This window comes from Helicobacter pylori, assembly GCF_014496485.1.
GTDB classification, from domain to species: Bacteria; Campylobacterota; Campylobacteria; order Campylobacterales; family Helicobacteraceae; genus Helicobacter; species Helicobacter pylori_DD.
Genome location: NZ_JACTAX010000004.1, coordinates 56294 through 81979, shown reverse-complemented (window position 1 = coordinate 81979; position 25686 = coordinate 56294). Strand labels below are relative to the sequence as shown.

Annotated in this window: 28 protein-coding genes; 25 read left to right on the top strand and 3 right to left on the bottom strand. The window is 38.3% G+C overall.

What is annotated here, in order from left to right; genetic code table 11:
• Positions 1-98: 98 nt before the first annotated feature.
• A complete protein-coding gene (mltG, locus tag IC572_RS03455; RefSeq protein WP_187855085.1) occupies positions 99-1088 on the bottom strand; it encodes an endolytic transglycosylase MltG in 990 nt (329 codons plus the stop codon).
• Between mltG and IC572_RS03450 the strand changes: the two genes are divergently transcribed.
• The 20 genes from IC572_RS03450 to IC572_RS03355 all read left to right on the top strand — a co-directional run bounded on the left by IC572_RS03450 (position 1006) and on the right by IC572_RS03355 (position 19981).
• Positions 1006-3939 carry a DUF3971 domain-containing protein gene (locus IC572_RS03450; protein WP_187855084.1) on the top strand — a complete coding sequence of 978 codons (2934 nt, stop codon included), beginning with the start codon at positions 1006-1008 and terminating at the stop codon, positions 3937-3939. The two genes, mltG and IC572_RS03450, sit on opposite strands and share 83 nt — an antisense overlap.
• Position 3940: 1 nt before the next feature.
• Positions 3941-4171, top strand: coding sequence for a FeoA family protein (locus tag IC572_RS03445; RefSeq protein ID WP_000174130.1), 231 nt, complete (start codon positions 3941-3943; stop codon positions 4169-4171).
• A 2-nt stretch (positions 4172-4173) separates the two neighbouring features.
• Positions 4174-4824, top strand: coding sequence for an endonuclease III (gene nth, locus IC572_RS03440; protein ID WP_187855083.1), 651 nt, complete (start codon positions 4174-4176; stop codon positions 4822-4824).
• 81 nt (positions 4825-4905) lie between these two features.
• The gene (gene fliN / locus IC572_RS03435; RefSeq protein WP_001115284.1) at positions 4906-5277 is read left to right on the top strand and encodes a flagellar motor switch protein FliN; all 372 of its coding nucleotides are present in this window, start codon (positions 4906-4908) and stop codon (positions 5275-5277) included.
• Complete coding sequence (locus tag IC572_RS03430; RefSeq protein WP_187855082.1) at positions 5274-6155, top strand: hypothetical protein; 882 nt, start codon at positions 5274-5276, stop codon at positions 6153-6155. The genes fliN and IC572_RS03430 overlap by 4 nt, the downstream gene beginning before the upstream one ends.
• Complete coding sequence (locus IC572_RS03425) at positions 6139-7113, top strand: energy transducer TonB (RefSeq protein WP_187855081.1); 975 nt, start codon at positions 6139-6141, stop codon at positions 7111-7113. Before IC572_RS03430 ends, IC572_RS03425 begins: the two co-directional genes overlap by 17 nt.
• 3 nt (positions 7114-7116) lie before the next feature.
• Complete coding sequence (gene pyrC / locus IC572_RS03420) at positions 7117-8136, top strand: dihydroorotase (RefSeq protein WP_187855080.1); 1020 nt, start codon at positions 7117-7119, stop codon at positions 8134-8136.
• A complete protein-coding gene (locus IC572_RS03415) occupies positions 8112-9230 on the top strand; it encodes a 3-deoxy-d-manno-octulosonic acid hydrolase subunit 2 (RefSeq protein ID WP_187855079.1) in 1119 nt (372 codons plus the stop codon). The genes pyrC and IC572_RS03415 overlap by 25 nt, the downstream gene beginning before the upstream one ends.
• A 6-nt stretch (positions 9231-9236) precedes the next feature.
• Positions 9237-9791 carry a 3-deoxy-d-manno-octulosonic acid hydrolase subunit 1 gene (locus IC572_RS03410; RefSeq protein WP_187855078.1) on the top strand — a complete coding sequence of 185 codons (555 nt, stop codon included), beginning with the start codon at positions 9237-9239 and terminating at the stop codon, positions 9789-9791.
• Between the two features lie 5 nt (positions 9792-9796).
• Positions 9797-11848: an LTA synthase family protein gene (locus tag IC572_RS03405; protein WP_187855077.1), complete on the top strand. Its 2052-nt coding sequence runs from the start codon at positions 9797-9799 to the stop codon at positions 11846-11848.
• 80 nt (positions 11849-11928) lie between these two features.
• On the top strand, positions 11929-12801 hold the full coding sequence (folD, locus tag IC572_RS03400) for a bifunctional methylenetetrahydrofolate dehydrogenase/methenyltetrahydrofolate cyclohydrolase FolD (protein ID WP_187855076.1): 873 nt from the start codon (positions 11929-11931) through the stop codon (positions 12799-12801).
• Positions 12802-13674, top strand: coding sequence for a signal peptidase I (lepB, locus tag IC572_RS03395; RefSeq protein WP_187855075.1), 873 nt, complete (start codon positions 12802-12804; stop codon positions 13672-13674).
• Between the two features lie 8 nt (positions 13675-13682).
• Positions 13683-14381 carry a site-2 protease family protein gene (locus tag IC572_RS03390; RefSeq protein ID WP_187855074.1) on the top strand — a complete coding sequence of 233 codons (699 nt, stop codon included), beginning with the start codon at positions 13683-13685 and terminating at the stop codon, positions 14379-14381.
• A 20-nt stretch (positions 14382-14401) separates the two neighbouring features.
• A complete protein-coding gene (gene rpiB / locus IC572_RS03385) occupies positions 14402-14863 on the top strand; it encodes a ribose 5-phosphate isomerase B (protein WP_001039823.1) in 462 nt (153 codons plus the stop codon).
• A gap of 44 nt (positions 14864-14907) precedes the next feature.
• Complete coding sequence (locus IC572_RS03380; protein ID WP_000495089.1) at positions 14908-15240, top strand: hypothetical protein; 333 nt, start codon at positions 14908-14910, stop codon at positions 15238-15240.
• Between the two features lie 57 nt (positions 15241-15297).
• Positions 15298-15837, top strand: a complete 540-nt coding sequence (gene apt / locus IC572_RS03375) for an adenine phosphoribosyltransferase (RefSeq protein WP_187855073.1) — start codon at positions 15298-15300, stop codon at positions 15835-15837.
• 14 nt (positions 15838-15851) lie between these two features.
• The gene (locus IC572_RS03370) at positions 15852-16430 is read left to right on the top strand and encodes a DedA family protein (protein ID WP_000393406.1); all 579 of its coding nucleotides are present in this window, start codon (positions 15852-15854) and stop codon (positions 16428-16430) included.
• A gap of 47 nt (positions 16431-16477) precedes the next feature.
• Positions 16478-17968: a leucyl aminopeptidase gene (locus IC572_RS03365; RefSeq protein WP_187855072.1), complete on the top strand. Its 1491-nt coding sequence runs from the start codon at positions 16478-16480 to the stop codon at positions 17966-17968.
• Position 17969: 1 nt separating this feature from the next.
• Positions 17970-19070: a redox-regulated ATPase YchF gene (gene ychF, locus IC572_RS03360; RefSeq protein ID WP_187855071.1), complete on the top strand. Its 1101-nt coding sequence runs from the start codon at positions 17970-17972 to the stop codon at positions 19068-19070.
• 38 nt (positions 19071-19108) lie between these two features.
• Positions 19109-19981, top strand: a complete 873-nt coding sequence (locus IC572_RS03355; protein WP_187855070.1) for a radical SAM/SPASM domain-containing protein — start codon at positions 19109-19111, stop codon at positions 19979-19981.
• Between the two features lie 132 nt (positions 19982-20113).
• On the opposite strand, the gene IC572_RS03350 is transcribed toward IC572_RS03355, so the two are convergent.
• Complete coding sequence (locus IC572_RS03350; protein ID WP_187855069.1) at positions 20114-21160, bottom strand: AI-2E family transporter; 1047 nt, start codon at positions 21158-21160, stop codon at positions 20114-20116.
• Positions 21161-21274: 114 nt separating this feature from the next.
• Between IC572_RS03350 and dapF the strand changes: the two genes are divergently transcribed.
• Positions 21275-22096: a diaminopimelate epimerase gene (dapF, locus tag IC572_RS03345; RefSeq protein ID WP_187855068.1), complete on the top strand. Its 822-nt coding sequence runs from the start codon at positions 21275-21277 to the stop codon at positions 22094-22096.
• Between the two features lie 106 nt (positions 22097-22202).
• Positions 22203-22850, top strand: coding sequence for a YkgB family protein (locus tag IC572_RS03340; protein ID WP_187855067.1), 648 nt, complete (start codon positions 22203-22205; stop codon positions 22848-22850).
• A 23-nt stretch (positions 22851-22873) separates the two neighbouring features.
• Here the strand turns inward: IC572_RS03340 and IC572_RS03335 are convergent, their stop codons facing one another.
• A complete protein-coding gene (locus tag IC572_RS03335) occupies positions 22874-23119 on the bottom strand; it encodes a ribbon-helix-helix domain-containing protein (RefSeq protein ID WP_128042211.1) in 246 nt (81 codons plus the stop codon).
• A 171-nt stretch (positions 23120-23290) separates the two neighbouring features.
• On the opposite strand from IC572_RS03335, the gene IC572_RS03330 reads away from it, so the two are divergent.
• From IC572_RS03330 to fabG, 3 genes are all read left to right on the top strand, one after another.
• Entirely contained in the window at positions 23291-24541 is a 1251-nt protein-coding gene (locus IC572_RS03330) for a hypothetical protein (protein WP_078242404.1), read from the top strand.
• A 100-nt stretch (positions 24542-24641) separates the two neighbouring features.
• The gene (gene rpsU / locus IC572_RS03325) at positions 24642-24854 is read left to right on the top strand and encodes a 30S ribosomal protein S21 (protein WP_001117778.1); all 213 of its coding nucleotides are present in this window, start codon (positions 24642-24644) and stop codon (positions 24852-24854) included.
• Between the two features lie 38 nt (positions 24855-24892).
• Positions 24893-25636 (top strand): 3-oxoacyl-ACP reductase FabG, encoded by a 744-nt coding sequence (gene fabG / locus IC572_RS03320; RefSeq protein WP_187855066.1) that lies wholly within the window; start codon positions 24893-24895, stop codon positions 25634-25636.
• Positions 25637-25686 lie beyond the last annotated feature (50 nt).

The following is a 25686-nucleotide window of genomic DNA, read 5'->3' as shown; positions in this document are numbered from 1 at the left end:
CTAAAATGCTTTAATAGTAAGAACTTAAAATTGAAATGAGAAAATACTAAACACTTTTTACTCAATTTAAAAGAAAAAACGCCCCATTAACCCTAATTTTAAAAATGATTATTAGAAAGATTAATGTTTTTTAAATGCTCCTTATAAGTCGCGCTGAAAGCATGTTTTTTATCCGGCATTTTCACAAAATACAAAAAGTTAGTTTTTTTAGGGAATACCACCGCTCTAATCGCTTCTAGGCTCACGCTCCCCACAGGATTTTTAGGCAAACCCTTAAATTTATAGGTATTGTAGGAGGTGTTATCGGTTTTAATGCGCTCTTTGGTCACTTTAGCGTGTGAAAATTCCTGATAATTCAAAGCCCCATCCATTTGTAAAGGCATGCCTTTTTTCAAGCGGTTAAAAATCACGCTCGCAATCAGGGGCATTTCTTCAATATTAGCGGCTTCTTTTTGCACAATAGAAGCGAGAATGATTTTTTCAAACCACTCTTCTTTATGGTAGTATCCAAGCCATTGTTTGCTTAAAGCTTCGTGTTTTTTCATGGATTGACCGATTAAAGCTTGCATGATTTTAAAAGCGTCCTCCCCTAAGGGTAAATGATAAGCGTCTGGCCATATCACCCCATCTTCTATCACAGCGCCGTTTAATCGTGGAGCGATGCTTTCATAAGCTTCATTGAGATCGCCAACTCCTAATTGGTAAGTCTCGCTCAAAATTTGCGTGAAAAAATAGCGGGTTTCTCCAGGGATTAAAGTCGCGCTTTTTTGCGCCGCTTTCGCTTTGATCAAACGGACTAAAAAATCCCCTTTCCTTAAAGCCCCATCGCCCATGTCAATATAGCCTTTTTTAGGCATGCCCATCAAGCGTAAAAAAAGCAAATCCAAAGCGTTAATATCCACGCCTTGCTCTTTCAAAGAAAAAAACACTTTTTTGAGCGAACCTTGCGGGACAACCACCACTTTGTTAGGATAAATTGGTATACTTAAATAAAAAAGAATACTGATGAATAAAAGAAAACATGTATCCAAGAAAGTATTTAATGTCATTATCTTGTTTGTGGCAGTATTCACTCTTTTAGTTGTCATTCACAAAACCCTTTCAAACGGCATTCACATACAAAATTTAAAAATTGGAAAGCTTGGTATTTCTGAATTATACTTAAAACTCAATAACAAGCTTTCTTTAGAAATTGAACGCATCGATCTCTCTTCTTTCTTCCATCAAAAACCCACTAAAAAGCGTTTAGAAGTTTCTGATCTGATTAAAAATATCCGTTATGGCATTTGGGCGGTGTCTTATTTTGAAAAACTTAAAGTCAAAGAAATCATTTTAGACGATAAAAATAAAGCCAATATCTTTTTTGACGGGAATAAATACGAGTTGGAATTTCCAGGAATCAAAGGGGAATTTTCCCTAGAAGACGATAAAAATATCAAGCTTAAAATCATCAATTTGCTTTTTAAAGACATTAAAGTCCAAGTAGATGGCAACGCCCACTATTCACCTAAAGCTAGGAAAATGGCGTTCAATTTGATTGTCAAGCCCTTAGTTGAACCCAGCGCTGCAATTTATTTGCAAGGGCTAACCGATTTAAAAACCATAGAATTGAAAATCAACACTTCCCCAATGAAAAGCCTAGCGTTTTTAAAGCCCCTTTTCCAACGCCAATCGCAAAAAAATTTAAAAACATGGATTTTTGACAAGATCCAATTTGCTAGCTTTAAGATTGATAACGCTTTAATTAAAGCCAATTTCACTCCTAGCGAGTTTGTCCCATCGCTTTTGGAAAATTCTGTAGTTAAAGCCACTTTGATGAAGCCTTCAGTCGTTTTTAATGATGGCTTATCGCCCATTAAAATGGATAAAACCGAATTGATCTTCAAAAACAAACAGCTCCTCATACAGCCCCAAAAAATCACTTATGAAACCATGGAATTGACCGGCTCTTACGCCACTTTTTCCAATTTGTTAGAGGCCCCTAAGTTGGAGGTTTTTTTAAAAACGACCCCTAATTATTATGGCGATAGCATTAAGGATTTATTGAGCGCTTATAAAGTCGTTTTACCTTTGGATAAAATCAGCACGCCATCTAGCGCGGATTTGAAACTCACCTTACAATTTTTAAAAAACACCGCCCCCTTATTTAGCGTTCAAGGCAGCGTTAATTTGCAAGAAGGCACCCTCTCGCTCTATAATATCCCCCTTTATACGCAAAACGCTAATATAAGCTTAGATATTACCCAAGAATACCAATACATCTACATAGAAACTACCCACACCCGCTATGAAAACATGCTGGATTTAGACGCTAAAATCGCTTTAGATTTGAATAAAAAAATCCTTTCTTTGGATTCTTTAGTCCATAAAATACGATTCAACACTAACAATAATATCAACATGCGTTCTTATGGCTTGAATAACGACCAAGATAACCCACAGCCTACTAAATTTTCTTTAGATTTAAAAAGCTTGCATTCTATCATTCAAGAGGGTGAAAACTCAGAGGTGTTTAGAAGAAAAATCATAGACACCATTAAAGCCCAAAGTGAAGACAAATTCACTAAAGATGTTTTCTACGCCACAGGAGACACTCTTAAAAACCTTTCTTTGAATTTTGATTTTTCTAACCCCAACCACATGCAATGGAGCGTGCCACAACTTTTATTAGAGGGCGAATTTAAAGATAACGCCTATATTTTTAGAATCAAAGATTTTAAAAAAATCAAGCCCTATTCCCCTATTATGAAATATTTCGCTTTAGAAGATGGCTCTTTAGAAGTTTCTACGAGCGATTTTATTAATATTGATTTTTTTGCTAATGATTTGAAAATCACTTTACCCATCTATCATAGCAACGGCAAGCAATTTAATTCCCTCTCTTTATTTGGTTCTATCAATAAAGATGAAATTTCTGTCTATACTCCAAGCAAAAGCATATCCATAAAAGTTAAGGGGGATCAAAAGGATATTACCCTTAATAACATTGATTTGAGTATTGATGATTTCTTGGATAGTAAAATGCCAGCTATTGCGGGATTATTCTCAAAAGAACGAAAAGAAAAGCCTAGCTCTAAAGAAATCCAAGATGAAGATGTTTTCATTAGCGCCAAACAACGCTATGAAAAAGCCCACAAAATTATCCCTATCTCTACACGCATCCATGCTAAAGATGTCGTGCTGATCTATAAAAAAATGCCTTTTCCTTTAGAAAATCTTGATATTGTCGCTCAAGACGATAGGGTGAAAATTGATGGCAATTATAAAAACGCCATGATCATGGCGGATTTAGTGCATGGGGCTTTGTATCTTAAGGCCCATAATTTTAGCGGGGATTATATCAACACTATCCTCCAAAAAGATTTCGTAGAAGGGGGCTTATTCACGCTTATTGGGGCTCTTGAAGATCAGGTTTTCAATGGCGAATTGAAATTCCAAAACACAAGCTTAAAAAATTTCGCTCTCATGCAAAACATGATCAATCTCATCAACACCATTCCCTCTCTCATTGTCTTTAGGAACCCTCATTTAGGGGCTAATGGCTATCAAATCAAAAAGGGGTCTGTTGTTTTTGGGATCACTAAAGAATATTTAGGGTTAGAAAAAATTGATCTTATCGGCAAAACGCTTGATATTGCTGGCAATGGGATCATTGAATTAGACAAAAACAAATTGGATTTGAACTTAGAAGTTTCCACTATCAAGGCTTTGAGTAATGTCTTAAATAAAATCCCTATCGTGGGCTATCTCGTTTTAGGAAAAGGAGGTAAAATCACCACTAATGTGAATGTCAAAGGCACGCTAGATAAACCTAAAACTCAAGTAACTTTAGCGTCAGATATTATCCAAGCGCCTTTTAAAATCTTGCGCCGTATTTTCACACCTATTGACATCATCGTGGATGAAGTCAAAAAAAACATTGATTCAAAAAGGAAGTAAAATGACGCTCAATGAAGCCATTAAAGACAAAGTTTATGAAATCGTAGAAATCGCTAACTGCGATGAAGCCCTTAAAAAACGCTTCCTCTCTTTTGGTATCCATGAAGGGGTTCAATGCATTCTTTTGCATTATTCCATGAAAAAAGCCACGCTTTCGGTTAAAATCAACCGCATTCAAGTGGCTTTAAGATCCCATGAAGCGCAATACCTTGTCATCAAAGAAAGCGTGTGAAAATGGGTTTAAAACGCGCTAAAACTTACCAAAAAGCCCAACAAATCAAAGAACTGCTTTTAAAACATTACCCCAACCAAACCATCGAATTGTGCCATAAAAACCCCTATGAATTGCTGGTGGCGACCATTTTAAGCGCTCAATGCACGGACGCTAGAGTGAATCAAATAACGCCCAAGTTATTTGAAAAATACCCGAGCGTGAACGATTTAGCCCTCGCTTCTTTAGAAGAGGTTAAAGAGATTATTAAATCCGTTTCGTATTTCAACAATAAAAGCAAGCATTTAATCAGTATGGCGCAAAAAGTGGTTAGGGATTTTAAGGGCGTTATCCCCTCTACGCAAAAAGAATTGATGAGTTTAGATGGCGTGGGGCAAAAAACCGCTAATGTGGTGCTTTCAGTGTGCTTTGACGCAAATTATATGGCGGTAGATACCCATGTGTTCCGCACGACGCACCGCTTAGGTTTAAGCAACGCTAAAACGCCTATTAAAACCGAAGAAGAACTCAGCGATCTGTTTAAAGACAACCTGTCCAAACTCCACCATGCCTTAATCTTGTTTGGCCGCTACACCTGCAAGGCTAAAAACCCCTTATGCGATGTGTGTTTTTTAAAAGAATTTTGCGTTTCTAAAGCTCGCTTTAAGGCGTAGTGGCTTTATTTGTTATAAAATTTATAGTAAAATCAAGATTTTATAATCAAAGTCAAATCATTCTTGAAAGAGTAGAGTTTTATGCCAGAAACAGAAGCTAATAAGTTGAAAATAGCCGAAAAAGAAAAAGAGAAAGCGAATAAAGAAAGAGAATTAGAGCTTTCCACTTATTTAGAAGAACTCATTTGCGATTATAAAAACCTTTTAGACATGGAGATTGTTTTTAGCGCGGAACTTGGCTCTACGCAAATCCCTTTATTGCAAATCTTGCGTTTTGAAAAAGGCTCTGTGATTGATTTGCAAAAACCCGCCGGAGAAAGCGTGGATACTTTTGTGAATGGGCGGGTTATTGGTAAGGGTGAGGTGATGGTTTTTGAAAGGAATTTAGCCATTCGTTTGAATGAAATCCTTGATTCTAACGCCATTGTATATTATCTCGCTAAAAATTCATGAGATTGTTGTTCTTGTTACTGAGCGCTACTTTGATGTTACTGGCTGAAGAGAAAATACCTTTAAATGATGACGCCCCCATTAAATTGGTGCATTGGCAAAATGCGTTAAAAGAAATCCAACCCGATTCAAACGCTCCGGCAACACCACCCATAAAAGCCGTGCAAACCACGCTCACTTTTGAAACTCCTTTTAACAAAACGCCTAAAATCATGGAAGTTGAAGGGCAAAAGGTGATCGTTTTAAAAAACGCTAAACTGGATTCTAAAAAAACGATGGATTTTAAAGAAGCCTCTTTGAATGCCTTAGAAATGTTTTCCTACCAAAATGACATCTATCTCTTGTCTAAAAAAGCTAAAGTGGACTTAGAAATCCAAGCCTCAAACAGCAAGGATAAAAAGCAACTCCGCTTTCTTTTTTTGCCTAAAGGTTTTCATTTAGCCCCACCGCCTAGCCTGAAAGAAAAATCTCAGCATGCCAATCTCGCAAGCCAAGATGAAAAAGAGCGAGCCAAAAGTCCCTTAAACACTCTAGAGTTAAAACCCCCACTGGATTTAAGCCATGCTTACAAGGGGTTAGCGGTTATTGTTGCCTTACTCTTAATATTGTATGTCATCAAAAAAAAAATTGTTCCTACACAAGGGTCTTTTTCTGCGAAAGATTTTAAGTTAGAAGTTAGTGTTTTGGGTCGTGTTGGTGCGAACCATAAAATCATCTCAATAGAAACCAATAAGGAGCGTTACTTGGTCTTACTAAGCGACAAATACGGCCTGCTTTTAGACAAAATAAGCCCAAAAACATCTAAAGAAGAACTGATTAAAGAAGCTGAAAATAAGATAAAGAATTCAAAATTAGGAAATTTATATGCCGGAAAATTCTAAACTACAACCTGCTAAGTTAGGGAAAAATTTTGACCCTGTGGATCATTCTAACAGGAATTTTTTCTTTTCTCTCATTCTGTCTGTATTGTTGCATTGGTTGATTTATTTTTTATTTGAACACAGAGAAGATTTTTTTCCTTCAAAACCCAAGCTCGTTAAATTAAATCCTGAAAATTTATTGGTTTTAAAAAGAGGCCATTCGCAAGATCCCAATAAAAACAACCCAGGCGCTCCTAAACCCACGCTGGCTGGCCCCCAAAAACCCCCAACACCCCCCACCCCACCCACACCCCCAACCCCGCCAACCCCGCCAAAACCCATAGAAAAGCCAAAGCCTGAGCCTAAACCAAAGCCCAAACCAGAACCCAAAAAGCCCAACCACAAACATAAGGCTCTTAAAAAAGTGGAAAAAGTGGAAGAGAAAAAAGTAGTAGAGGAGAAAAAAGAAGAGAAAAAAATCGTAGAGCAGAAAGTAGAACAAAAAGTAGAGCAGAAAAAAATAGAAGAGAAAAAACCTGTCAAAAAAGAATTTGACCCTAACCAGCTTTCTTTCTTGCCTAAAGAAGTTGCACCACCCAGACAAGAAAATAATAAAGGCTTGGATAACCAAACCAGAAGGGATATTGATGAATTGTATGGCGAAGAATTTGGGGATTTAGGCACAGCCGAAAAAGATTTCATCAGGAATAATTTAAGGGATATTGGGCGCATCACGCAAAAATATTTAGAATACCCTCAAGTAGCGGCTTATTTAGGGCAGGACGGGACGAATGCGGTAGAGTTTTACTTGCACCCTAACGGCGATATTACCGATCTTAAAATCATCATTGGCTCTGAATACAAAATGCTTGATGACAACACCTTAAAGACCATTCAAATCGCTTATAAGGATTACCCACGCCCCAAAACTAAAACCCTCATTCGCATTAGAGTGCGTTATTACTTAGGAGGCAATTAAAAAATGGAAATCACGCTTTTTGACCCCATAGACGCCCACTTGCATGTGCGAGAAAACGCGCTTTTAAAAGCGGTGTTAAGATACTCTAGCGAGCCTTTTAGCGCTGCGGTGATCATGCCTAATCTCAGTAAGCCCTTGATTGACACTCCAACCACCCTTGAATATGAAGAAAAAATTTTAAACCATTCTTCAAACTTCAAGCCTTTAATGAGTTTGTATTTCAATGATGGCTTGACTTTAGAAGAATTGCAACGCGCTCACGAAAAAGGCATCAGGTTTTTAAAACTCTACCCCAAAGGCATGACCACAAACGCGCAAAACGGCACTTCGGATTTGTTGGGTGGAAAGACTTTAGAGGTTTTAGAAAACGCCCAAAAATTAGGCTTTATTTTATGCATCCATGCAGAACAAGCCGGGTTTTGTTTGGATAAAGAATTTTTATGCCATAGCGTTTTAGAAACTTTCGCCCTTTCATTCCCTAAACTCAAAATCATTATAGAGCATTTGAGCGATTGGCGCAGTATCGCTTTGATTGAAAAACATGACAACCTCTATGCGACTTTAACTTTACACCATATCAGCATGACTTTAGATGACTTATTAGGGGGGAGTTTGGACCCGCATTGTTTTTGTAAGCCTTTAATCAAAACCAAAAAAGACCAAGAAAGGCTTTTATCCCTTGCTTTAAAAGCCCACCCTAAAATCTCTTTTGGATCGGACAGCGCCCCGCATTTCATTTCTAAAAAGCATAGCGCTAGCATCCCGGCAGGCATCTTTTCTGCCCCTATTTTGTTGCCTGCGTTGTGCGAACTTTTTGAAAAACACAACGCTTTAGAAAATTTGCAAGCCTTTATCAGCGATAACGCTAAAAAAATCTACGCGCTAGACAATTTGCCTAATAAAAAAGCGCATTTGTCTAAAAAACCCTTTATAGTCCCTACGCACACGCTTTGCTTGAATGAAAAAATCGCTATCTTAAGAGGGGGCGAAACGCTATCTTGGAACCTTCAAGAAATCGCCTAAAACATGCCGCCTTTTTTGTGGGGCTTTTTATCGTTTTGTTTTTAATTATAATGAAGCGCCAAACCCCCCCCTATGCTTTCGTGCACAATCAAGCCCTTGTCACTCAAAACCCCCCCTATTTCACGCAACTCACTATCCCTAAACCAAACGACGCTTTAAGCACGCATGCGAGCTCTTTAATCAGCTTGCCTAACGACAATCTTTTGAACGCTTATTTTAGCGGCACTAAAGAAGGGGCAAGGGATGTGAAAATCAGCGCGAATCTTTTTGACAGCAAGACTAATCGCTGGAGCGAAGCCTTCATTCTTTTAACCAAAGAAGAGCTTTCTCATCATTCGCATGAATACATCAAAAAACTAGGTAACCCCTTGCTTTTTTTGCATGATAATAAAATCTTGTTGTTTGTCGTAGGGGTGAGCATGGGCGGGTGGGCCACTTCTAAAATCTATCAATTTGAAAGCGCTTTAGAGCCGATTCGTTTTAAGTTTGCGCGAAAGCTCTCTTTAAGCCCTTTTTTAAACTTGAGCCATTTGATAAAAAATAAGCCTTTAAACACCACTGATGGCGGTTTTATGCTACCACTCTATCACGAATTAGCCACCCAATACCCCCTATTATTGAAATTTGACCAACAAAATAACCCAAGAGAGCTTTTAAGGCCTAATACCTTAAACCACCAACTCCAACCAAGCCTAACCCCCTTTAAAGACTGCGCTGTCATGGCGTTTAGAAACCATTCTTTTAAAGATAGTCTCATGCTAGAAACCTGTAAAACCCCCACCGCTTGGAAAAAACCCACGCTCACGAATTTGAAAAACTTGAATGACGCTTTGAATTTGATCAATTTAAACGAAGAATTGTATTTGATCCATAACCCTAGCGATTCATCTTTGCGTCGTAAAGAACTCTGGCTTTCTAAATTAGAAAACTCAAACTCTTTTAAAACCTTAAAAGTTTTAGACAAAGCCAATGAAGTGAGTTACCCAAGCTATAGCCTTAATCCTCATTTTATAGATATTGTCTATACCTACAACCGCTCTCATATCAAACACATCCGTTTCAATATGGCTTATTTAAAATCCCTTCTCAAGTAATCAGTCATGCTTATATCTTCTTCTTACACGCTGAGTTTTATATGGCTTTTTTTAATTTTCTTTTTTTTCAAAAATAAGCCATTGGGTTTGAGGTTCTCGCTCTCTTTAATAAGCGTGATTTTAAGCAATATCGCTTTGAAAGACTCCCTATCGCTCAATGAATTTTTAAGCAGTTTTACAGCCCCCTTAAGCCCTTTTAGCTGTCTTTTAATTCTTGCTTATGTGATCTTTTCTTGTCGCATACTCAAAAAACCCCCTTTAGAAACCTTGCAATCTTATAGCGTCATGCTGTTTTTCAATCTGTTGCTTTTGACAGATATTTTAGGGTTCTTGCCTTTTTCAATCTACCATCATTTCATGGCTTCTCTGATTTTTAGCGCGCTTTTTTGCAGCAGTTTGTTTTTGAGTAGCCCCTTATTAGGTGTGATCGCTTTAGTAGCGTTATCCAGTTCGCTTTTAATGCGTTCTCATTTTCAAATCTTAGATTCTTTATTGGATTTCCCATTATTTCTTTTTGTCTTTTTTAAGACTTTATATCTTGTTAAAAAAAGGTTGTATTAACGCTTATGAAATCCCTATCCCATGCCCTTTTTTCGCTCTTTTTAAAAGGTTTTTACTTCACCTTTTTTATGAGCTTGTTGTTTGTGTTTAATCGTATCGGCTTTATCCTTTATACTGGCTATTATAAGCATGCTTTAAAAAACCCTATTTTTGATGAAATCATCAAAACCCTATTCAATGGAGCCAGATACGATAATCGTGTGGTCTCAAGCCTAGCGATTCTCTTTATCATCATCGGGTTATTGGGGTTATTTGCCCCTAAACACCAAACCAAAATGCTTAATATTACGGCGTATTTTTCTATCGCTATTATCCTGTTTTTAAACATTGCGAACATTGTTTATTATGGCATTTATGGGAATGTGTTTGATGAAAATTTATTGGAATTTTTGCATGAAGACACGCTCACAATTTTAAAAATGAGCGGGGAATACCCTATTTTTTCTGGTTTTTCACTCTTTGTAATCCTTAGCGTTTTGATTTCTTTTATCTATTTCAAACTCCAAAACGCCCTTTTTAAACCCAAAAATGCTTATCAAGCCGCCCACACCAAACCCCTTAAAATTTTCATTTTATTTGCGCTTTTTTCCCTCACGCAAATGTTTTACATTAACGCGCAATTGAGCTTTGTGGGCGCGTCTTTAGATCTCAGCATAGAGCCAGCCAAAGATCCTTTTTTAATGAAAATCACCCCTGGGGCGTTTCGTAACCTTTATCTTTTGGCGCGCAATTACAGGCAAAGCCATAACCTTAAATTCAGCGATTTTGCTAAAGAAACGCCTTTAGAAGTGGCGAAAAATTATTTCCATCTTAAAGAAAACCCTTCAAACAATCTCTATGAGTTGCTTTCTCAAACAAGCCGCAACAATTCTCTTCAAACCATTCAACATGTTTTTTATATCGTTTCAGAGTCCTTAAGTTCATGGCATTTTGATAAAAAATTTGATTCCATAGGGCTAACGAGCGCTTTACAAGACTTGGTTAAAAAAGAACATGCTCACATGCTTTCTGCTTTTATTGAAAGCGCCCCACGAACCGTTAAAAGCTTAGATGTTCAGATCACAGGCTTGCCCTATATTAATGATAACAATTTAGTCAATTCAGGGGTGATCCTCCCTAGCTTTCCTATGGCAATTGGCAATATCATGAAGACTTTAGGTTATAAAAACAACTTTTATTATGGAGGTAGCGGGATTTGGAATAAACTCACCAGTTTCACCAAAAAACAAGGTTTTCACGCCCTTTATTTTAACAATCATCTCTTAGAATTTGTTAAAAATAAGTCCTACCCTAAACCCATAGAGAGCAACTGGGGAGTGCATGATAATATTTTATTTGACTATATTTTAGAAAACACCAACCCCCATGAAAAAACTTTCAGCATGGTCATGACTTTAAGCAACCATGCGATCAAAAACGTGAATCTCAAAGCCTTTAATGTACCTTTAGAAAAAATCCAACAATTTGTGGAAAAAACCCCCAAATCAGAAAATTTACCGGACGCTAATTCTTTAGGGCATATTTACTGGTATGACAAAGTGGTGGTTGATTTCATCAAAAAAGCCAGCCAAAAATTCCCCAACTCGCTTTTTATCATCACAGGGGATCACTTTGACAGGAGCTATGAATACGCTAAAAACGATTTGTATATCATTAAATCCGTGCCGCTTATTTTATATGCCCCCACTTTAAAGCCTAAAAAAATCAGTCAAGTCGGATCGCATTTAGACATCGCTCCTAGCATTATTGAATTAATCGCCCCTAAAGGTTTTCAATTCGTGAGTTTTGGGAAGCCTTTATTTTCTAACAATACAACAAACCCCCCAAGCCACCCCAATTACGCGCTAGGCTATGAAGCGATCGCTACCAAAGATTACTTTTATAACCCGAGTTTGGGGTTAAGGTATTTGAACGAAAACCCTAAAGAGCCAAAGGATAAACAAAACGACAAGAAACAAAACGACAAAATAGAAGCTTCTAAGTTTTATCAGCAATTAGAATTTTTAAAAGCCCTTAGTTTTTACTTGCTCTATCATGGGGCTAATCTTAAAGATTGACAAACTGAGTTTTTAATTCCCTTAAACGCATGATTTTTGCTACAATAATAGGATTTTAATTATATAAAGGATAAATGGGCATGCCAAATAGGGGCGTTGTTTTATTAGACGGGCAAGCGTTAGCTTATGATATAGAAAAAGATTTGAAAAATAAAATCCAAACAATAACCGCGCAAACGCATAAACGCCCCAAACTAGCCGTGATTTTAGTGGGAAAAGACCCTGCGAGTATCACTTATGTCAATATGAAGATCAAAGCGTGCGAAAGGGTGGGCATGGATTTTGACTTAAAAACCCTCCAAGAAAATATTACTGAAGCCAAATTGCTATCCTTGATTAAAGATTACAATACCGATCAAAACATTTCAGGCGTTTTAGTCCAGCTCCCTTTGCCCAGACACATTGATACTAAAATGATTTTAGAAGCCATTGACCCAAACAAAGATGTGGATGGTTTCCACCCCCTTAATATCGGCAAACTCTGCACCCAAAAGGAATCGTTTCTGCCAGCCACCCCTATGGGCGTGATGCGTCTTTTAGAGCATTATCACATTGAAATCAAGGGCAAGGATGTGGCGATTATCGGGGCGAGCAATATCATTGGAAAGCCTTTGAGCATGCTCATGCTAAACGCTGGGGCTAGCGTGAGCGTGTGCCATATTTTGACTAAAGACATTAGTTTTTACACCCAAAACGCTGATATTGTCTGCGTGGGCGTGGGTAAGCCTGATTTGATTAAAGCGAGCATGTTAAAAAAAGGGGCTGTAGTGGTGGATATTGGGATCAATCATTTGAACGATGGGCGTATCGTGGGCGATGTGGATTTTACCAACGCACAAAAAGTTGCCGGTTTTATCACTCCTGTGCCTAAAGGCGTGGGGCCTATGACGATCGTTTCGCTTTTAGAAAACACTCTAATCGCTTTTGAAAAACAACAAAGGAAGGGATTTTAAATGAAATTTTTACGCTCTGTTTATGCATTTTGCTCTAGCTGGATAGGGACGATCATTATTGTGCTGTTGGTTATCTTTTTTATCGCGCAAGCCTTTATCATTCCCTCTCGCTCTATGGTAGGCACGCTCTATGAGGGCGACATGCTCTTTGTCAAAAAATTTTCTTACGGCATCCCCATTCCTAAAATCCCATGGATTGAGCTTCCTGTTATGCCTGATTTTAAAAATAACGGGCATTTGATAGAGGGGGATCGCCCCAAGCGCGGCGAAGTGGTGGTGTTTATCCCTCCCCATGAAAAAAAATCTTACTATGTCAAAAGGAATTTTGCTATTGGGGGCGATGAGGTGTTATTCACTAATGAGGGGTTTTATTTGCACCCTTTTGAGAGCGGCACGGACAAAACTTACATCGCTAAACATTACCCAGATGCTATGACTAAAGAATTTATGGGTAAAATTTTTGTTTTAAACCCTTATAAAAGTGAGCATCCGGGTATCCATTACCAAAAAGACAATGAAACCTTCCATTTAATGGAGCAGTTAGCCACTCAAGGCGCAGAAGCTAATATCAGCATGCAACTCATTCAAATGGAGGGCGAAAAGGTGTTTTATAAAAAAATCAATGACGATGAATTTTTCATGATCGGCGATAACAGGGATAATTCTAGCGACTCGCGCTTTTGGGGGAGTGTGGCTTATAAAAATATCGTGGGTTCGCCTTGGTTTGTTTATTTCAGTTTGAGTTTAAAAAATAGCCTGGAAATGGATGCAGAAAATAACCCTAAAAAACGCTATCTGGTGCGTTGGGAACGCATGTTTAAAAGCGTTGAAGGCTTAGAAAAAATCATTAAAAAAGAAAACGCAACGCATTAAGGTTTTTTGTGCAATTTTTTGATTTCTCTTTAGAAAGTTTTATTACCACCTTAATGAAAATCCTAGCCCTTTTAATCGCTATCATAGGGCATGAGATCATGCATGGCTTGAGCGCGTTTTTATTTGGGGATAGGAGTGCGAAAGACGCTAATCGTTTGAGTTTAAACCCTATCAGGCATTTAGACATGATGGGTTCGGTGCTTTTACCGGCTTTATTACTCATTTTTCAAGCCCCTTTTTTGTTTGGGTGGGCTAAACCCGTGCCGGTGGATATGCGCTACATTGTCTCTCAAAAAGGCTCTTTGGCATGCGTAGTGGTGAGTTTAGCCGGGGTGGCTTATAATTTCACCTTGGCCGTTCTGCTCGCTTCCATCACGCATTGGAGCTTCCAACAACTAGGGATCAACGCTTTAAGCGTTGATGAATTGAATCTTTATCAGCTCGCTTTAGTAACCTTTCTCATTCAAGGTATTCTTTATAATCTTGTCTTAGGCGTTTTCAATAGCCTCCCTATCCCGCCTTTAGACGGCTCCAAAGCATTAGGCTTTTTAGCGTTGCATTTTAAAAGTTCGTTTTTATTGGAATGGTTTTCTAAAATGGAACGCTACGGCTTGTTGATTGTATTAATATTCTTATTTATCCCCCCTTTATCGGAGTTTTTTATCCATGCACCCACAAGATTTTTATTTTCCTTACTCCTTTCTTAATCTTTTATCAAGGAGAGCTGATGAATAAGCCTTTGAATATTGCTCAAGTTTTTATAGGCAGCGATCATGCAGGGTTGCATCTTGCAGAATTTGTTCAACATTTTTTAGAAGACAAGGATTTTAAGATCCAAGCTTTTTTACCCACTATGAGGGTGGATTACCCTGATTACGCCAAATTAGTGTGCCAAAAGGTCTTAGAAAATCCGCAAAGCTATGGTATTTTAGTGTGCGCTACAGGGATAGGCATGAGCATGGGTGCTAATCGCTTTAAGGGTATTAGAGCCGCTTTGTGCCTTGATGCCTACATGGCCAAAATGACTCGCTTGCACAATAACGCTAATGTCTTGTGCTTGGGCGAAAAGATTAGCGGTATTGGCGTAACAGAAAGCATTTTAGAAGCGTTTTTCTCTACAGAATTTGAACAAGGCCGTCATGTGTTGCGCATCCAAAAGCTAGATGAATCGCTGAAATCATCAACCTAATGTAGTATAATTGCATCGTTTCGCTAAAAGGATATTTTAATAGAATGTTTACCCAATGGTTTATCATCACTATCGCTATTGTTTTTATCCTTTATATGGGTGTGCGTACTTTCTTTTTTAAAACCGTGGCTAAACGGCAAGAACGCACTAACGCATCCATGAAACTCACCTTACAAGAAGCTGAAATTTTGATCCAAAAACACCAGTTGCAACTCCAAAGAGCTTTGGGTAATATTGATATTCTCACCCAAGAAATGAGCTCGTTAAAAACAGAACTAAAAGCCCTTAAACAACGCAACTCTGAATACAAAGGCGAATCGGATAAATATAAAAATCGTATTAAAGAATTGGAGCAAAAAATAGAAGCTCTCCTTTAAAAACGCTATAATAGATCAAAATTCTACAACCAATCCGTTATATTAAAGGAAATCAAAATGAATGAAACGCTCAAAGAAGAACTTTTACAAAGTATCAGAGAAGTGAAAGACTACCCTAAAAAAGGGATTTTATTCAAAGATATTACCACGCTACTCAACTACCCTAAACTCTTTAACAAACTCATTGACGTGCTCAAAAAACGCTATCTCGCTCTCAATATAGACTTTATCGTGGGCATTGAAGCGAGAGGGTTTATTCTAGGCTCTGCTTTAGCTTATGCGCTTGGGGTGGGTTTTGTGCCTGTGAGGAAAAAGGGCAAGCTCCCTGCGCACACCTTGTCTCAAAGCTACAGCCTAGAATACGGGAGCGATAGCATAGAAATCCACTCCGACGCTTTTAGGGGAATTAAGGGGGTAAGGGTGGTGTTGATTGATGATTTATTAGCCACTGGAGGCACAGCTTTAGCGAGCCTTGAGCTTATCAAAGCCCTACAAGCCGAATGCGTAGAAGCATGCTTTTTGATGGGGTTAAAAGAATTACCGGGTATCCAACTTTTAGAAGAACGCGTGAAAACCTTTTGTTTGTTAGAGTGCTAGAATAAGGGTGAATTTTGGAAGAATACATCATTGACTTATGGAATCAGCATGCAGCAACTTGGGGGTATCTCATTTTATTCGGGTGGAGCATTTTAGAAGGCGAAATTGGGTTAATTTTAGCAGGGATTGCCAGCTATACCGGTCATATGCATTTAGGGTTAGCCATTTTAGTCGCAGGGATTGGGGGTTTTGTGGGGGATCAGATCTATTTTTACATCGGCCGCACCAATAAAGCTTACATCCAAAAAAAGCTAGAAAAACAACGCCGAAAACTAGCCCTAGCCCATTTATTGTTGCAAAAACACGGCTGGTTTATCATTTTTATCCAACGCTACATGTATGGCATGCGCACCATCATTCCCATTAGCATAGGCCTCACACGCTATAGCGCTTTAAAATTCGCTATCATCAACCTCATTAGCGCGATGGTGTGGGCGAGCATTACCATTATTCTAGCGTGGTATTTAGGAGAAGAGTTATTGCATGCGTTAGGGTGGCTTAAAAAACACCCTTATGCGCTAATATTACTATTAGTATCTTTCTTAGCGTTAGTGCTATGGTATTTCCAATACTATAGTAAGAAAAACCGCTAGAGTGCAATACAATTCTTGAAAGATATGAAATTAAAAAAGGAGACTTTATGTTAAAAATCAAATTAGAAAAAACCACTTTTGAAAACGCAAAAGCTGAATGCAGTTTAGTTTTTATTGTCAATAAGGATTTTAGCCACGCTTGGGTCAAAAATAAAGAATTGCTAGAAACCTTTAAATACGAAGGCGAAGGCGTATTTTTAGACCAAGAAAATAAAATCCTGTATGTGGGCGTTAAAGAAGATGATGTGCATTTATTGAGAGAGAGCGCGTGTTTAGCCGTTCGCACCCTTAAAAAACTCGCTTTTAAAAGCGTTAAAGTGGGTGTTTATACTTGCGGGACGCATTCTAAGGATAATGCGCTTTTAGAAAACCTGAAAGCGTTGTTCTTGGGCTTAAAATTGGGCTTGTATGAATACGACACTTTTAAATCCAACAAAAAAGAAAGCGTTTTAAAAGAAGCCATTGTCGCTTTAGAATTGCACAAACCTTGCGAAAAAACTTGTGCGAATTCTTTAGAAAAGAGCGCTAAAGAAGCTTTAAAATACGCTGAAATCATGACAGAAAGCTTGAATATCGTTAGGGATCTAGTCAATACCCCCCCTATGATTGGCACCCCGGTTTATATGGCTGAAGTGGCGCAAAAAGTGGCTAAAGAAAACCATTTAGAAATCCATGTCCATGATGAAAAATTTTTAGAAGAAAAGAAAATGAACGCCTTTTTAGCGGTCAATAAAGCCTCTCTCGCTGTCAATCCCCCCCGCTTGATCCATTTAGTCTATAAACCTAAAAAAGCGAAGAAAAAAATCGCTTTAGTTGGCAAGGGCTTGACTTATGATTGCGGAGGTTTGAGCTTGAAACCGGCCGATTACATGGTTACCATGAAAGCGGATAAAGGCGGTGGCTCTGCGGTGATTGGGCTTTTAAACGCGTTAGCTAAATTGGGCGTGGAGGCTGAAGTGCATGGCATTATTGGGGCCACAGAAAACATGATAGGCCCAGCTGCCTATAAACCAGATGATATTTTAATCTCCAAAGAAGGCAAGAGCATAGAGGTCCGTAATACCGACGCTGAAGGGCGTTTGGTTTTAGCGGATTGTTTGAGCTACGCTCAAGACTTGAACCCTGATGTGATCGTGGATTTTGCGACCCTTACTGGGGCATGCGTTGTAGGCTTAGGCGAATTCACTTCAGCGATCATGGGGCATAATGAAGAGTTAAAAAACCTCTTTGAAACTTCAGGATTAGAATCTGGCGAGTTATTAGCCAAACTCCCCTTTAACCGCCATTTAAAGAAATTGATTGAATCTAAAATCGCTGATGTGTGCAATATTTCTTCTTCACGCTATGGCGGTGCGATCACAGCGGGCTTGTTTTTAAATGAATTTATTAGAGATGAATTTAAAGACAAATGGCTACACATTGACATTGCAGGTCCTGCTTATGTGGAAAAAGAATGGGATGTGAATAGCTTTGGAGCGAGTGGGGCTGGCGTGAGAGCTTGCACAGCTTTTGTGGAAGAGCTTTTGAAAAAGGCTTGAAATGGGCTTGTCTGTAGGCATTGTGGGTTTGCCTAATGTGGGCAAATCCAGCACCTTTAACGCGCTCACTAAAACCCAAAACGCCCAAAGCGCGAACTACCCTTTTTGCACCATTGAACCCAATAAAGCCATTGTGAATGTGCCTGATAGGCGGCTTGATGCGTTGGCTCAAATCGTAAAGCCTGAACGCATTTTGCATTCTGTGGTGGAATTTGTGGATATTGCCGGATTGATTAAGGGAGCGAGCAAGGGGGAGGGTTTAGGCAATCAATTTTTAGCCAATATCAAGGAATGCGAAGTGATCTTGCAAGTGGTGCGCTGTTTTGAAGATGACAATATCACGCATGTGAACGATAAAATTGATCCTTTGAATGATATAGAGACCATTGAATTGGAGTTGATTTTAGCGGATATTGCCACTTTAGACAAAAGGATCGATCGCTTGCAAAAAGCCCTAAAAAGCTCAAAAGACGCTAAAAATCTTTTAGAATGCGCTTTGAGTTTAAAAACGCATTTAGAAGAATTAAAACCGGCGAAAACTTTCCCCTTGAATACAAGCGAGGCTTTTTTGGAGTTGGACAAGGAATTGCGTTTTTTATCTCATAAAAAAATGATCTATGTTGCTAATGTGGGCGAAGAAGATTTAAACGCTCTCAATGAGCATGCCAAAAAAGTCCAAAATTATGCGAAAGATCAAAAGAGCGAGTTTGTTGCCTTGTGCGCTAAATTAGAAGAAGAAATGGTTTCCATGAGTGGAGATGAAGTCAAAGAATTTTTGCAAAGTTTAGGCGTAGAAGAAAGTGGGCTAGAAAAGACCATTCGTTTGAGTTTTAAGGAATTGGGCTTGATCAATTATTTTACCGCTGGAGTCAAGGAAGTGCGATCATGGACGATTAAAAAAGGCTCTAGCGCGCCTGTGGCTGCTGGGGTGATCCATAAGGATTTTGAAAAAGGCTTTATTAGAGCTGAAACCATCAGTTATGACGATTTTATCGCTTATAAGGGCGAAGCCGGGGCGAAAGAAAAGGGAGCGTTACGCATTGAAGGTAAGGATTATATCGTTCAAGATGGCGATGTGTTGCATTTTCGCTTCAATGTCTAGTGTCTTTTCAAACAAGCGTTACTATTTTCTTATAAGAATTGACACCCAACAAGAAACTTTTTAAAAAAATCTATATAGAGTTAAGCGATATTTGCGGGTTGCAATGCAGTTTTTGCCCTAACCCCAAAAATATCAGAGGCGTGATGCCTTTAGAATTATTTGAAAAAGTTTGTAAAGAAGTGTCCCCCTTAACCCCAATCATCACCTTGCATGTCTTAGGCGATCCTTGCAAGCTCAAAAATTTAAACCACTATTTAAGCGCCGCTAGACGCTTTTCTTTGAAAGTGGATTTGGTTACTAGCGGGGTGTATTGGCGCGACTTTGAGACGCTTTTACAAGATGTAATCTATCAAATTTCTATTTCTTTAGACGCAGGGCTAGACAATTATAACAAAATCAACCAGCACCGCTATATCCAAAAAATTTTAGAATTTTGCCGCTACAAATGTGAAAAAAATAGCGAAGTGTTTTTGAATTTACGCATTCAAGACAGCACCCTTGAAAAACACCAGAATTTGATCAAGCCTTTTTTAGAAAGCTTTGAATGCGTTTCTTTAGGGGGTTTAAAATCGCAAGGCCGCGTTCGTTTGTTTAAAAAAAGTTTTTTGAATATCCAAAAGACCTTTAAATGGCCGAATTTGAACGCCCCAAATCCTTTAAACCAAGAATCAAAAATCCCCTATTGTTATGGGCTTATTAAACAAGTCGCTATTTTATCTAATGGCGTTGTCGTGCCGTGCTGCATGGACACGCAAGCTCATATCAACCTTGGCGATTTAAACCATATGCCCCTAAAAGATATTTTAAACAGCCAAAAAGCTATGGCCATCAAAACCCATTTTTTAAAGGGCGAAGCGTTAGAACTTTTATGCAAAAACTGCTCCTACCCTTTGATCCGCTACAAAAAATAAAATTTGTATCTATTAAGATATGGGTTTAAATTTGCGTTCGCATTGAATGAGGTGTTTGAAAATTCTTCATAAGAATGGTTATTTCTCACTCTTATATATCATTTTTAAAAATTTCGTTGTGAGCCATAGGGCTTATTCGCATGCTTTTTGATCGTTTTGGATAAAGTAATTTTCATACAATCGCAATAACGCAATAAAAAACGCCGTGATAGTAGGCCCCACAATGATCCCCCAAAAACCAAATTGTGAAATCCCAGCAATCATGGAAAAGAAAATCAGCATTTCATTGATTTTAAGGGTGGTTTTAAAAATTCTTTTTTTGATGAAGACGATTAAAATTGGCTTGATCACGCTATCAATCAACACGCTAATCAATAAAATGGAATATAGAGCGATAAAAATAGCCTCATTCACATTTCCATGATAAAGCTCATAAATCGCTATAGGAATCCAAATCAAAGCCCCCCCAACAGCCGGCACCAAAGACGCTAGGCCGTATAAAATCCCCAAAGACCAGCCGTCATGCCCAAACCATACGATCATCACCCCAAACGCCACGCCCTCTAAAATAACCGTGATGAGAGAAGTTAAAAGCACGATGCGTAAAATCCCAGCCACTTCTTCAAAAATCTTTTTGCTTTGATTCATTCCAAGAGGCAAGACCCCTAAAAAATAACGATAGAATCTCTCCCCATAATAAAAAAAGAAAAACAACAGCCCCAAGATAAACAAAGCGTCTGTAATGAGTTTCAAGCTGTATCTTCCCACATAGCTGCTTATTTTCAACAAGTAACCCGTGATGGAAGCGGCGCTAAAATTTTCTAAAAACTTGCTCGCTCCATCATGAATGGTAGGAAAATGCGACAAATTTTCGGTGATTGTCCCCTTAAGCCATTTGATTAGGGCTGAAAATTTTTCAAAATTGATTTCAAAAATGATATTAGAACTTTTATAAACAATAAAATACAATGGCACGATCAAGACGCTCGCTAAAACTAAAACGCATAAAAACGAACTGACAACATTGAAAAAACGCTTATCTAAAAAAACTTTCACTTGAAAAAACCCCACACACAAAAGCCCAGCAATCAGCGCATCCATTAAAAAATCTTGATACAAATAGATCATCCAATAAAAACCAATCAAAAAAAGAATCCAAAAGAAATACTGAGCTTTCATGAAATTATCCCCATTAAACTGAACCAAAAATTATCAAATGTTAGCTAAAAAACGCTCTTTTAAGGATAAAAAACCTCTTTTAACTTATAATTAAAATCAAAAAGGCTTGTATTAATGGTGTTTTACAAATATTCAGGGAGCGGGAATGATTTTTTAATCACGCAAAGCTTCAAAAAAAAAGATTTTTCCAATTTAGCCAAACAGGTGTGCCATAGGCATGAGGGTTTTGGGGCTGATGGGCTTGTGGTCGTCTTACCGAGTAAAGATTATGACTACGAATGGGATTTTTACAATTCAGACGGCTCTAAAGCTGGCATGTGCGGGAATGCGAGCCGTTGCGTGGGGTTATTTGCCTACCAACATGCTATAGCCCCTAAAGAGCATGTTTTTTTAGCCGGGAAAAGAGAGATTTCTATTCGCATAGAAGAGCCCAATATTATTGAGAGCAATCTCGGTAACTACGAAATCCTAGACACCATACCCGCCTTAAGATGCAAAAATTTTTTTTCAAGCGACAGCGTTTTAGAACATATCCCTACTTTCTATCTCATAGATACAGGAGTGCCGCATTTAGTGGGATTTGTGGAAAATAAAGAATGGTTATTTTCTCTTAACACGCTAGAATTAAGGGCTTTAAGGCATGAATTTAACGCTAACATTAATATCGCTTTTATAGAAAATGAAGAGACGATTTTTTTACAAACTTATGAAAGAGGGGTTGAAGATTTCACGCTAGCTTGCGGGACAGGCATGGCGGCGGTTTTTATCGCCGCGCGCATTTTTTATAACACGCCTAAAAAAGCCACTCTCATCCCTAAAAGCAACGAATCTTTAGAACTTTCTTTAAAAAATGATGGGATTTTTTATAAAGGAATCGTGCGTTATATTGGCATGAGTGTTTTGAGCATGAGAGTTTTTGAAAATGGGTGTTTTTGATCATTATTTCTTGTAATGGTAATGATTTTGTCGTAATTAAACATAATGCGCTATCATTTGCGAGTTGTTTTTAGCAATATAAAAAATATCCTAAAGGAATAAAACCATGCAAGCGTTAAAATCATTGCTTGAAGTGATTACAAAACTCCAGAATCTAGGCGGCTATTTGATGCATATAGCTATTTTCATCATTTTTATTTGGATTGGAGGGCTTAAGTTTGTGCCGTATGAAGCCGAAGGGATCGCTCCTTTTGTGGCTAATTCCCCTTTCTTTTCTTTCATGTATAAATTTGAAAAGCCCGCATACAAACAACACAAAGTGTCTGAATCCCAGTCTATGCAAGAAGAAATGCAAGATGACCCTAAAATCGTTGAAAACAAAGAATGGCATAAAGAAAACCGCACTTATTTAGTGGCTGAAGCCTTAGGGATCACGATTATGATCCTAGGTATTTTGGTGCTTTTAGGGCTTTGGATGCCTTTAATGGGCGTGATTGGGGGCTTGCTTGTCGCTGGAATGACGATCACGACTCTATCCTTTTTATTCACAACGCCAGAAGTGTTTGTCAATCAGCATTTCCCATGGCTTTCTGGGGCTGGAAGGCTAGTGGTTAAAGACTTGGCGTTATTTGCTGGAGGCTTGTTTGTGGCCGGATTTGATGCGAAACGCTATTTAGAGGGGAAAGGGTTTTGCTTGATGGATCGCTCATCGGTAGGGATTAAAACTAAATGCTCTAGCGGGTGTTGCTCTTAAAGAGCGAATACCTTAAAGTAGGCTTAAAGCCTACCAGAAGAATCACAATTGATAGAAGAATCTTGGTTAGCGCCTTTTTTATAAATGATTGTTTTTAAAATGTGGCGTTTGACAAAGGAATTGACGCTTTCTACTTCTTCATCCGCTAGTCGTCTTAAAACATCATGCTCTTCTTTAGAGAGATAAAAAGTAACTGAAAAATTGCGTTTCAACTCATCTACAGCGACACGCTTGCGACCGGGTTTTATATTTTTATTTCCTAATTCCATTAAAATTTCCTTTTTTAGTTAGTATGTTGTAACATCATGGTGGCTATTCTAACATGAAATAAACGCCATTTTATATTAAATCTAAAGAAAAATATTTTTAGATGTGCTAGAATACCCATTTGTTACAAGATAAGCTTTTTTATCAAAAAAATGATGACATAGGGGTAACAAGTGGCAATAAACACCTTTTTAAAACATTCTTTTTTAGTCTGTTTGTTAGCGGTTAATTCTTACGCTTTTGATTGGAATATTTTTAAATACAATCTGGGTTTCAATATGTTTATCATGGATCATGAAGGCTCAACGCCTTATTGGGTCAATACTAACACCAATCTTAAAACCCGTTTGACTCCAAATTTTGGGATCCAATTTTATACAAGAGGTGTGGAGCAAAGCCTGACTGTGGGGGCGTATTTCTTTCAAAACTTCCATAATTACAGCACCAATTTTCCCTACCGTTGGGGGCCTACTATGTATTATAAGGCTAGAGGGAAGCGTTTTACTTTTTATGGTGGCATCTTTCCTAGAAAAAACCTCTTAGGAAGGTATGGTTTGAATATTTTTGCCCCCTATTATTGGTTTATAGACCCCAACGCTAGAGGGTTTTTATTGCAATTTCAAAACCATTATTCGCCTTCAAAACCCTATTATGGGCATGCGGAGTTTATGCTAGATTGGTTTGGAGGCAATTGTTACAACACTTGTAAGTTTGGGAGAAACCCTTATGGGAACGCGATGGACAGGTTTCAAATGAACGGCTCTGTCGCTTATAATTTCTTTAAGGATTTATTGGGTATTGGAGGGTATTTTGTCTTGTTTCATAACGAAGACAAATACCTTTTAAATGGGGCTGATGGCATGAAATTTAATGAAAAAAAGGCGATTGATAGCAATAATATTTATCTTATGGATCGCCTCTACTTTAACGCTTACATAGGGACAAGCCTTTTAGACATCGCCCCCTTTATGGAAAAACTCAACGCTAGTTTTGGCATGGTTTCTGAATCAAGCCGATTAAGGCAAATTCATAAAAATGTGCCTTTTATGAACAGCGTGGGCGGGCAATTTGATGTGGAGATCCAATACAAAGGCTTTGGCATCCACAATTTATTTTTCTTCGCCAAGACCCCAGAGATGCCTTTTTATAACCAATACCAGTATGTTGAAATGTATTGCACGCCTTCTTATTGCCCCACGCCTATTTATCGTGGCGTGCCATTCTTTCAAGCTAATTTATACAATCGTTTTGATTTTTATTACAATTGGAAAAACGACTTCGCATCGGTCCGCATCAATTTCGTTCTTAATGCGATGCGTGGGGGCTTTGATAGGAGCTTGCCTTGGTCAGAATCTTACCAAGTGTATATGACGGTTGCCTTTGATCCTTATAACCTTATTAACAAAATTGCTAGAAAAAAGTGAAAATTCTTGACAACCAGTTAATTCGTCTTATATAATGCTGTTTCATTTGTAGCCATTGTTAAGCAATGATTTTAAGCTATGGAAAAGAGGTGATAGCAGTATGCCAGGGATTAAGGTTAGAGAAGGCGATGCGTTTGATGAAGCTTATAGGAGATTCAAAAAGCAAACCGATCGCAATTTGGTGGTAACAGAATGCCGCGCTAGAAGGTTCTTTGAATCCAAGACTGAAAAACGCAAAAAACAAAAAATCAGTGCTAAAAAGAAAGTCTTAAAGCGTCTTTATATGTTAAGGCGTTATGAATCAAGACTATAAGAACTTGAACGAATTTAAAATTTAAGGATTATTAAAGAATGCAATTCACAGGGAAAAATGTTCTTATTACGGGAGCTTCTAAAGGCATTGGGGCTGAAATCGCCAAAACTCTCGCTTCTATGGGGCTGAAAGTTTGGATCAATTACCGCAGTAATGCTGAAGTGGCTGACGCTTTGAAAAATGAGCTTGAAGAAAAAGGTTACAAAGTGGCTGTCATTAAATTTGATGCGGCTTCTGAAAGCGATTTTATTGAAGCGATACAAACCATTGTCCAAAGCGATGGGGGTTTGTCTTACTTGGTGAATAACGCTGGTATCGTGCGCGATAAATTAGCGATCAAAATGAAAACAGAAGATTTTCACCATGTCATAGAAAATAACCTCACTTCAGCGTTTATAGGTTGCAGAGAAGCCCTAAAAATTATGAGCAAAAGCCGTTTTGGGAGCGTGGTTAATATCGCTTCTATCATTGGTGAAAGAGGCAATATGGGGCAAACAAACTACTCAGCGAGTAAGGGGGGAATGATTGCAATGAGCAAGTCCTTTGCTTATGAGGGAGCTTTAAGGAATATCCGTTTTAACTGTGTAACGCCAGGCTTTATAGAAACCGACATGAACGCCACTTTAAAAGATGAAGTCAAAGCGGATTATATTAAAAATATTCCCTTAAACAGGCTAGGGTCTGCTAAAGAAGTGGCAGAAGCGGTAGCGTTTCTTTTGAGCGATCACTCTAGTTACATCACTGGGGAGACTCTCAAAGTCAATGGCGGGCTTTATATGTAGTCCTAAACAAAGGATTCTTTTAGCGATAAAAGTTTGTAAGTAGCAAAAAT

Bases quoted from the DNA above. Each gene is read 5' to 3' on its own strand.
- fabG (WP_187855066.1), top strand. From the start codon at position 24,893: ATGCAATTCACAGGGAAAAATGTTCTTATTACGGGAGCTTCTAAAGGC.
- IC572_RS03335 (WP_128042211.1), bottom strand. From the start codon at position 23,119: ATGGAATTAGGAAATAAAAATATAAAACCCGGTCGCAAGCGTGTCGCT.
- folD (WP_187855076.1), top strand. From the start codon at position 11,929: ATGCCAAATAGGGGCGTTGTTTTATTAGACGGGCAAGCGTTAGCTTAT.
- IC572_RS03405 (WP_187855077.1), top strand. From the start codon at position 9,797: ATGAAATCCCTATCCCATGCCCTTTTTTCGCTCTTTTTAAAAGGTTTT.
- IC572_RS03425 (WP_187855081.1), top strand. From the start codon at position 6,139: ATGCCGGAAAATTCTAAACTACAACCTGCTAAGTTAGGGAAAAATTTT.
- IC572_RS03450 (WP_187855084.1), top strand. From the start codon at position 1,006: ATGAATAAAAGAAAACATGTATCCAAGAAAGTATTTAATGTCATTATC.
- rpiB (WP_001039823.1), top strand. From the start codon at position 14,402: ATGAATAAGCCTTTGAATATTGCTCAAGTTTTTATAGGCAGCGATCAT.
- IC572_RS03430 (WP_187855082.1), top strand. From the start codon at position 5,274: ATGAGATTGTTGTTCTTGTTACTGAGCGCTACTTTGATGTTACTGGCT.
- IC572_RS03410 (WP_187855078.1), top strand. From the start codon at position 9,237: ATGCTTATATCTTCTTCTTACACGCTGAGTTTTATATGGCTTTTTTTA.
- mltG (WP_187855085.1), bottom strand. From the start codon at position 1,088: ATGACAACTAAAAGAGTGAATACTGCCACAAACAAGATAATGACATTA.
- nth (WP_187855083.1), top strand. From the start codon at position 4,174: ATGGGTTTAAAACGCGCTAAAACTTACCAAAAAGCCCAACAAATCAAA.
- IC572_RS03340 (WP_187855067.1), top strand. From the start codon at position 22,203: ATGCAAGCGTTAAAATCATTGCTTGAAGTGATTACAAAACTCCAGAAT.
- rpsU (WP_001117778.1), top strand. From the start codon at position 24,642: ATGCCAGGGATTAAGGTTAGAGAAGGCGATGCGTTTGATGAAGCTTAT.
- lepB (WP_187855075.1), top strand. From the start codon at position 12,802: ATGAAATTTTTACGCTCTGTTTATGCATTTTGCTCTAGCTGGATAGGG.
- IC572_RS03380 (WP_000495089.1), top strand. From the start codon at position 14,908: ATGTTTACCCAATGGTTTATCATCACTATCGCTATTGTTTTTATCCTT.
- IC572_RS03365 (WP_187855072.1), top strand. From the start codon at position 16,478: ATGTTAAAAATCAAATTAGAAAAAACCACTTTTGAAAACGCAAAAGCT.
- fliN (WP_001115284.1), top strand. From the start codon at position 4,906: ATGCCAGAAACAGAAGCTAATAAGTTGAAAATAGCCGAAAAAGAAAAA.
- pyrC (WP_187855080.1), top strand. From the start codon at position 7,117: ATGGAAATCACGCTTTTTGACCCCATAGACGCCCACTTGCATGTGCGA.
- IC572_RS03445 (WP_000174130.1), top strand. From the start codon at position 3,941: ATGACGCTCAATGAAGCCATTAAAGACAAAGTTTATGAAATCGTAGAA.
- dapF (WP_187855068.1), top strand. From the start codon at position 21,275: ATGGTGTTTTACAAATATTCAGGGAGCGGGAATGATTTTTTAATCACG.
- ychF (WP_187855071.1), top strand. From the start codon at position 17,970: ATGGGCTTGTCTGTAGGCATTGTGGGTTTGCCTAATGTGGGCAAATCC.
- IC572_RS03350 (WP_187855069.1), bottom strand. From the start codon at position 21,160: ATGAAAGCTCAGTATTTCTTTTGGATTCTTTTTTTGATTGGTTTTTAT.
- apt (WP_187855073.1), top strand. From the start codon at position 15,298: ATGAATGAAACGCTCAAAGAAGAACTTTTACAAAGTATCAGAGAAGTG.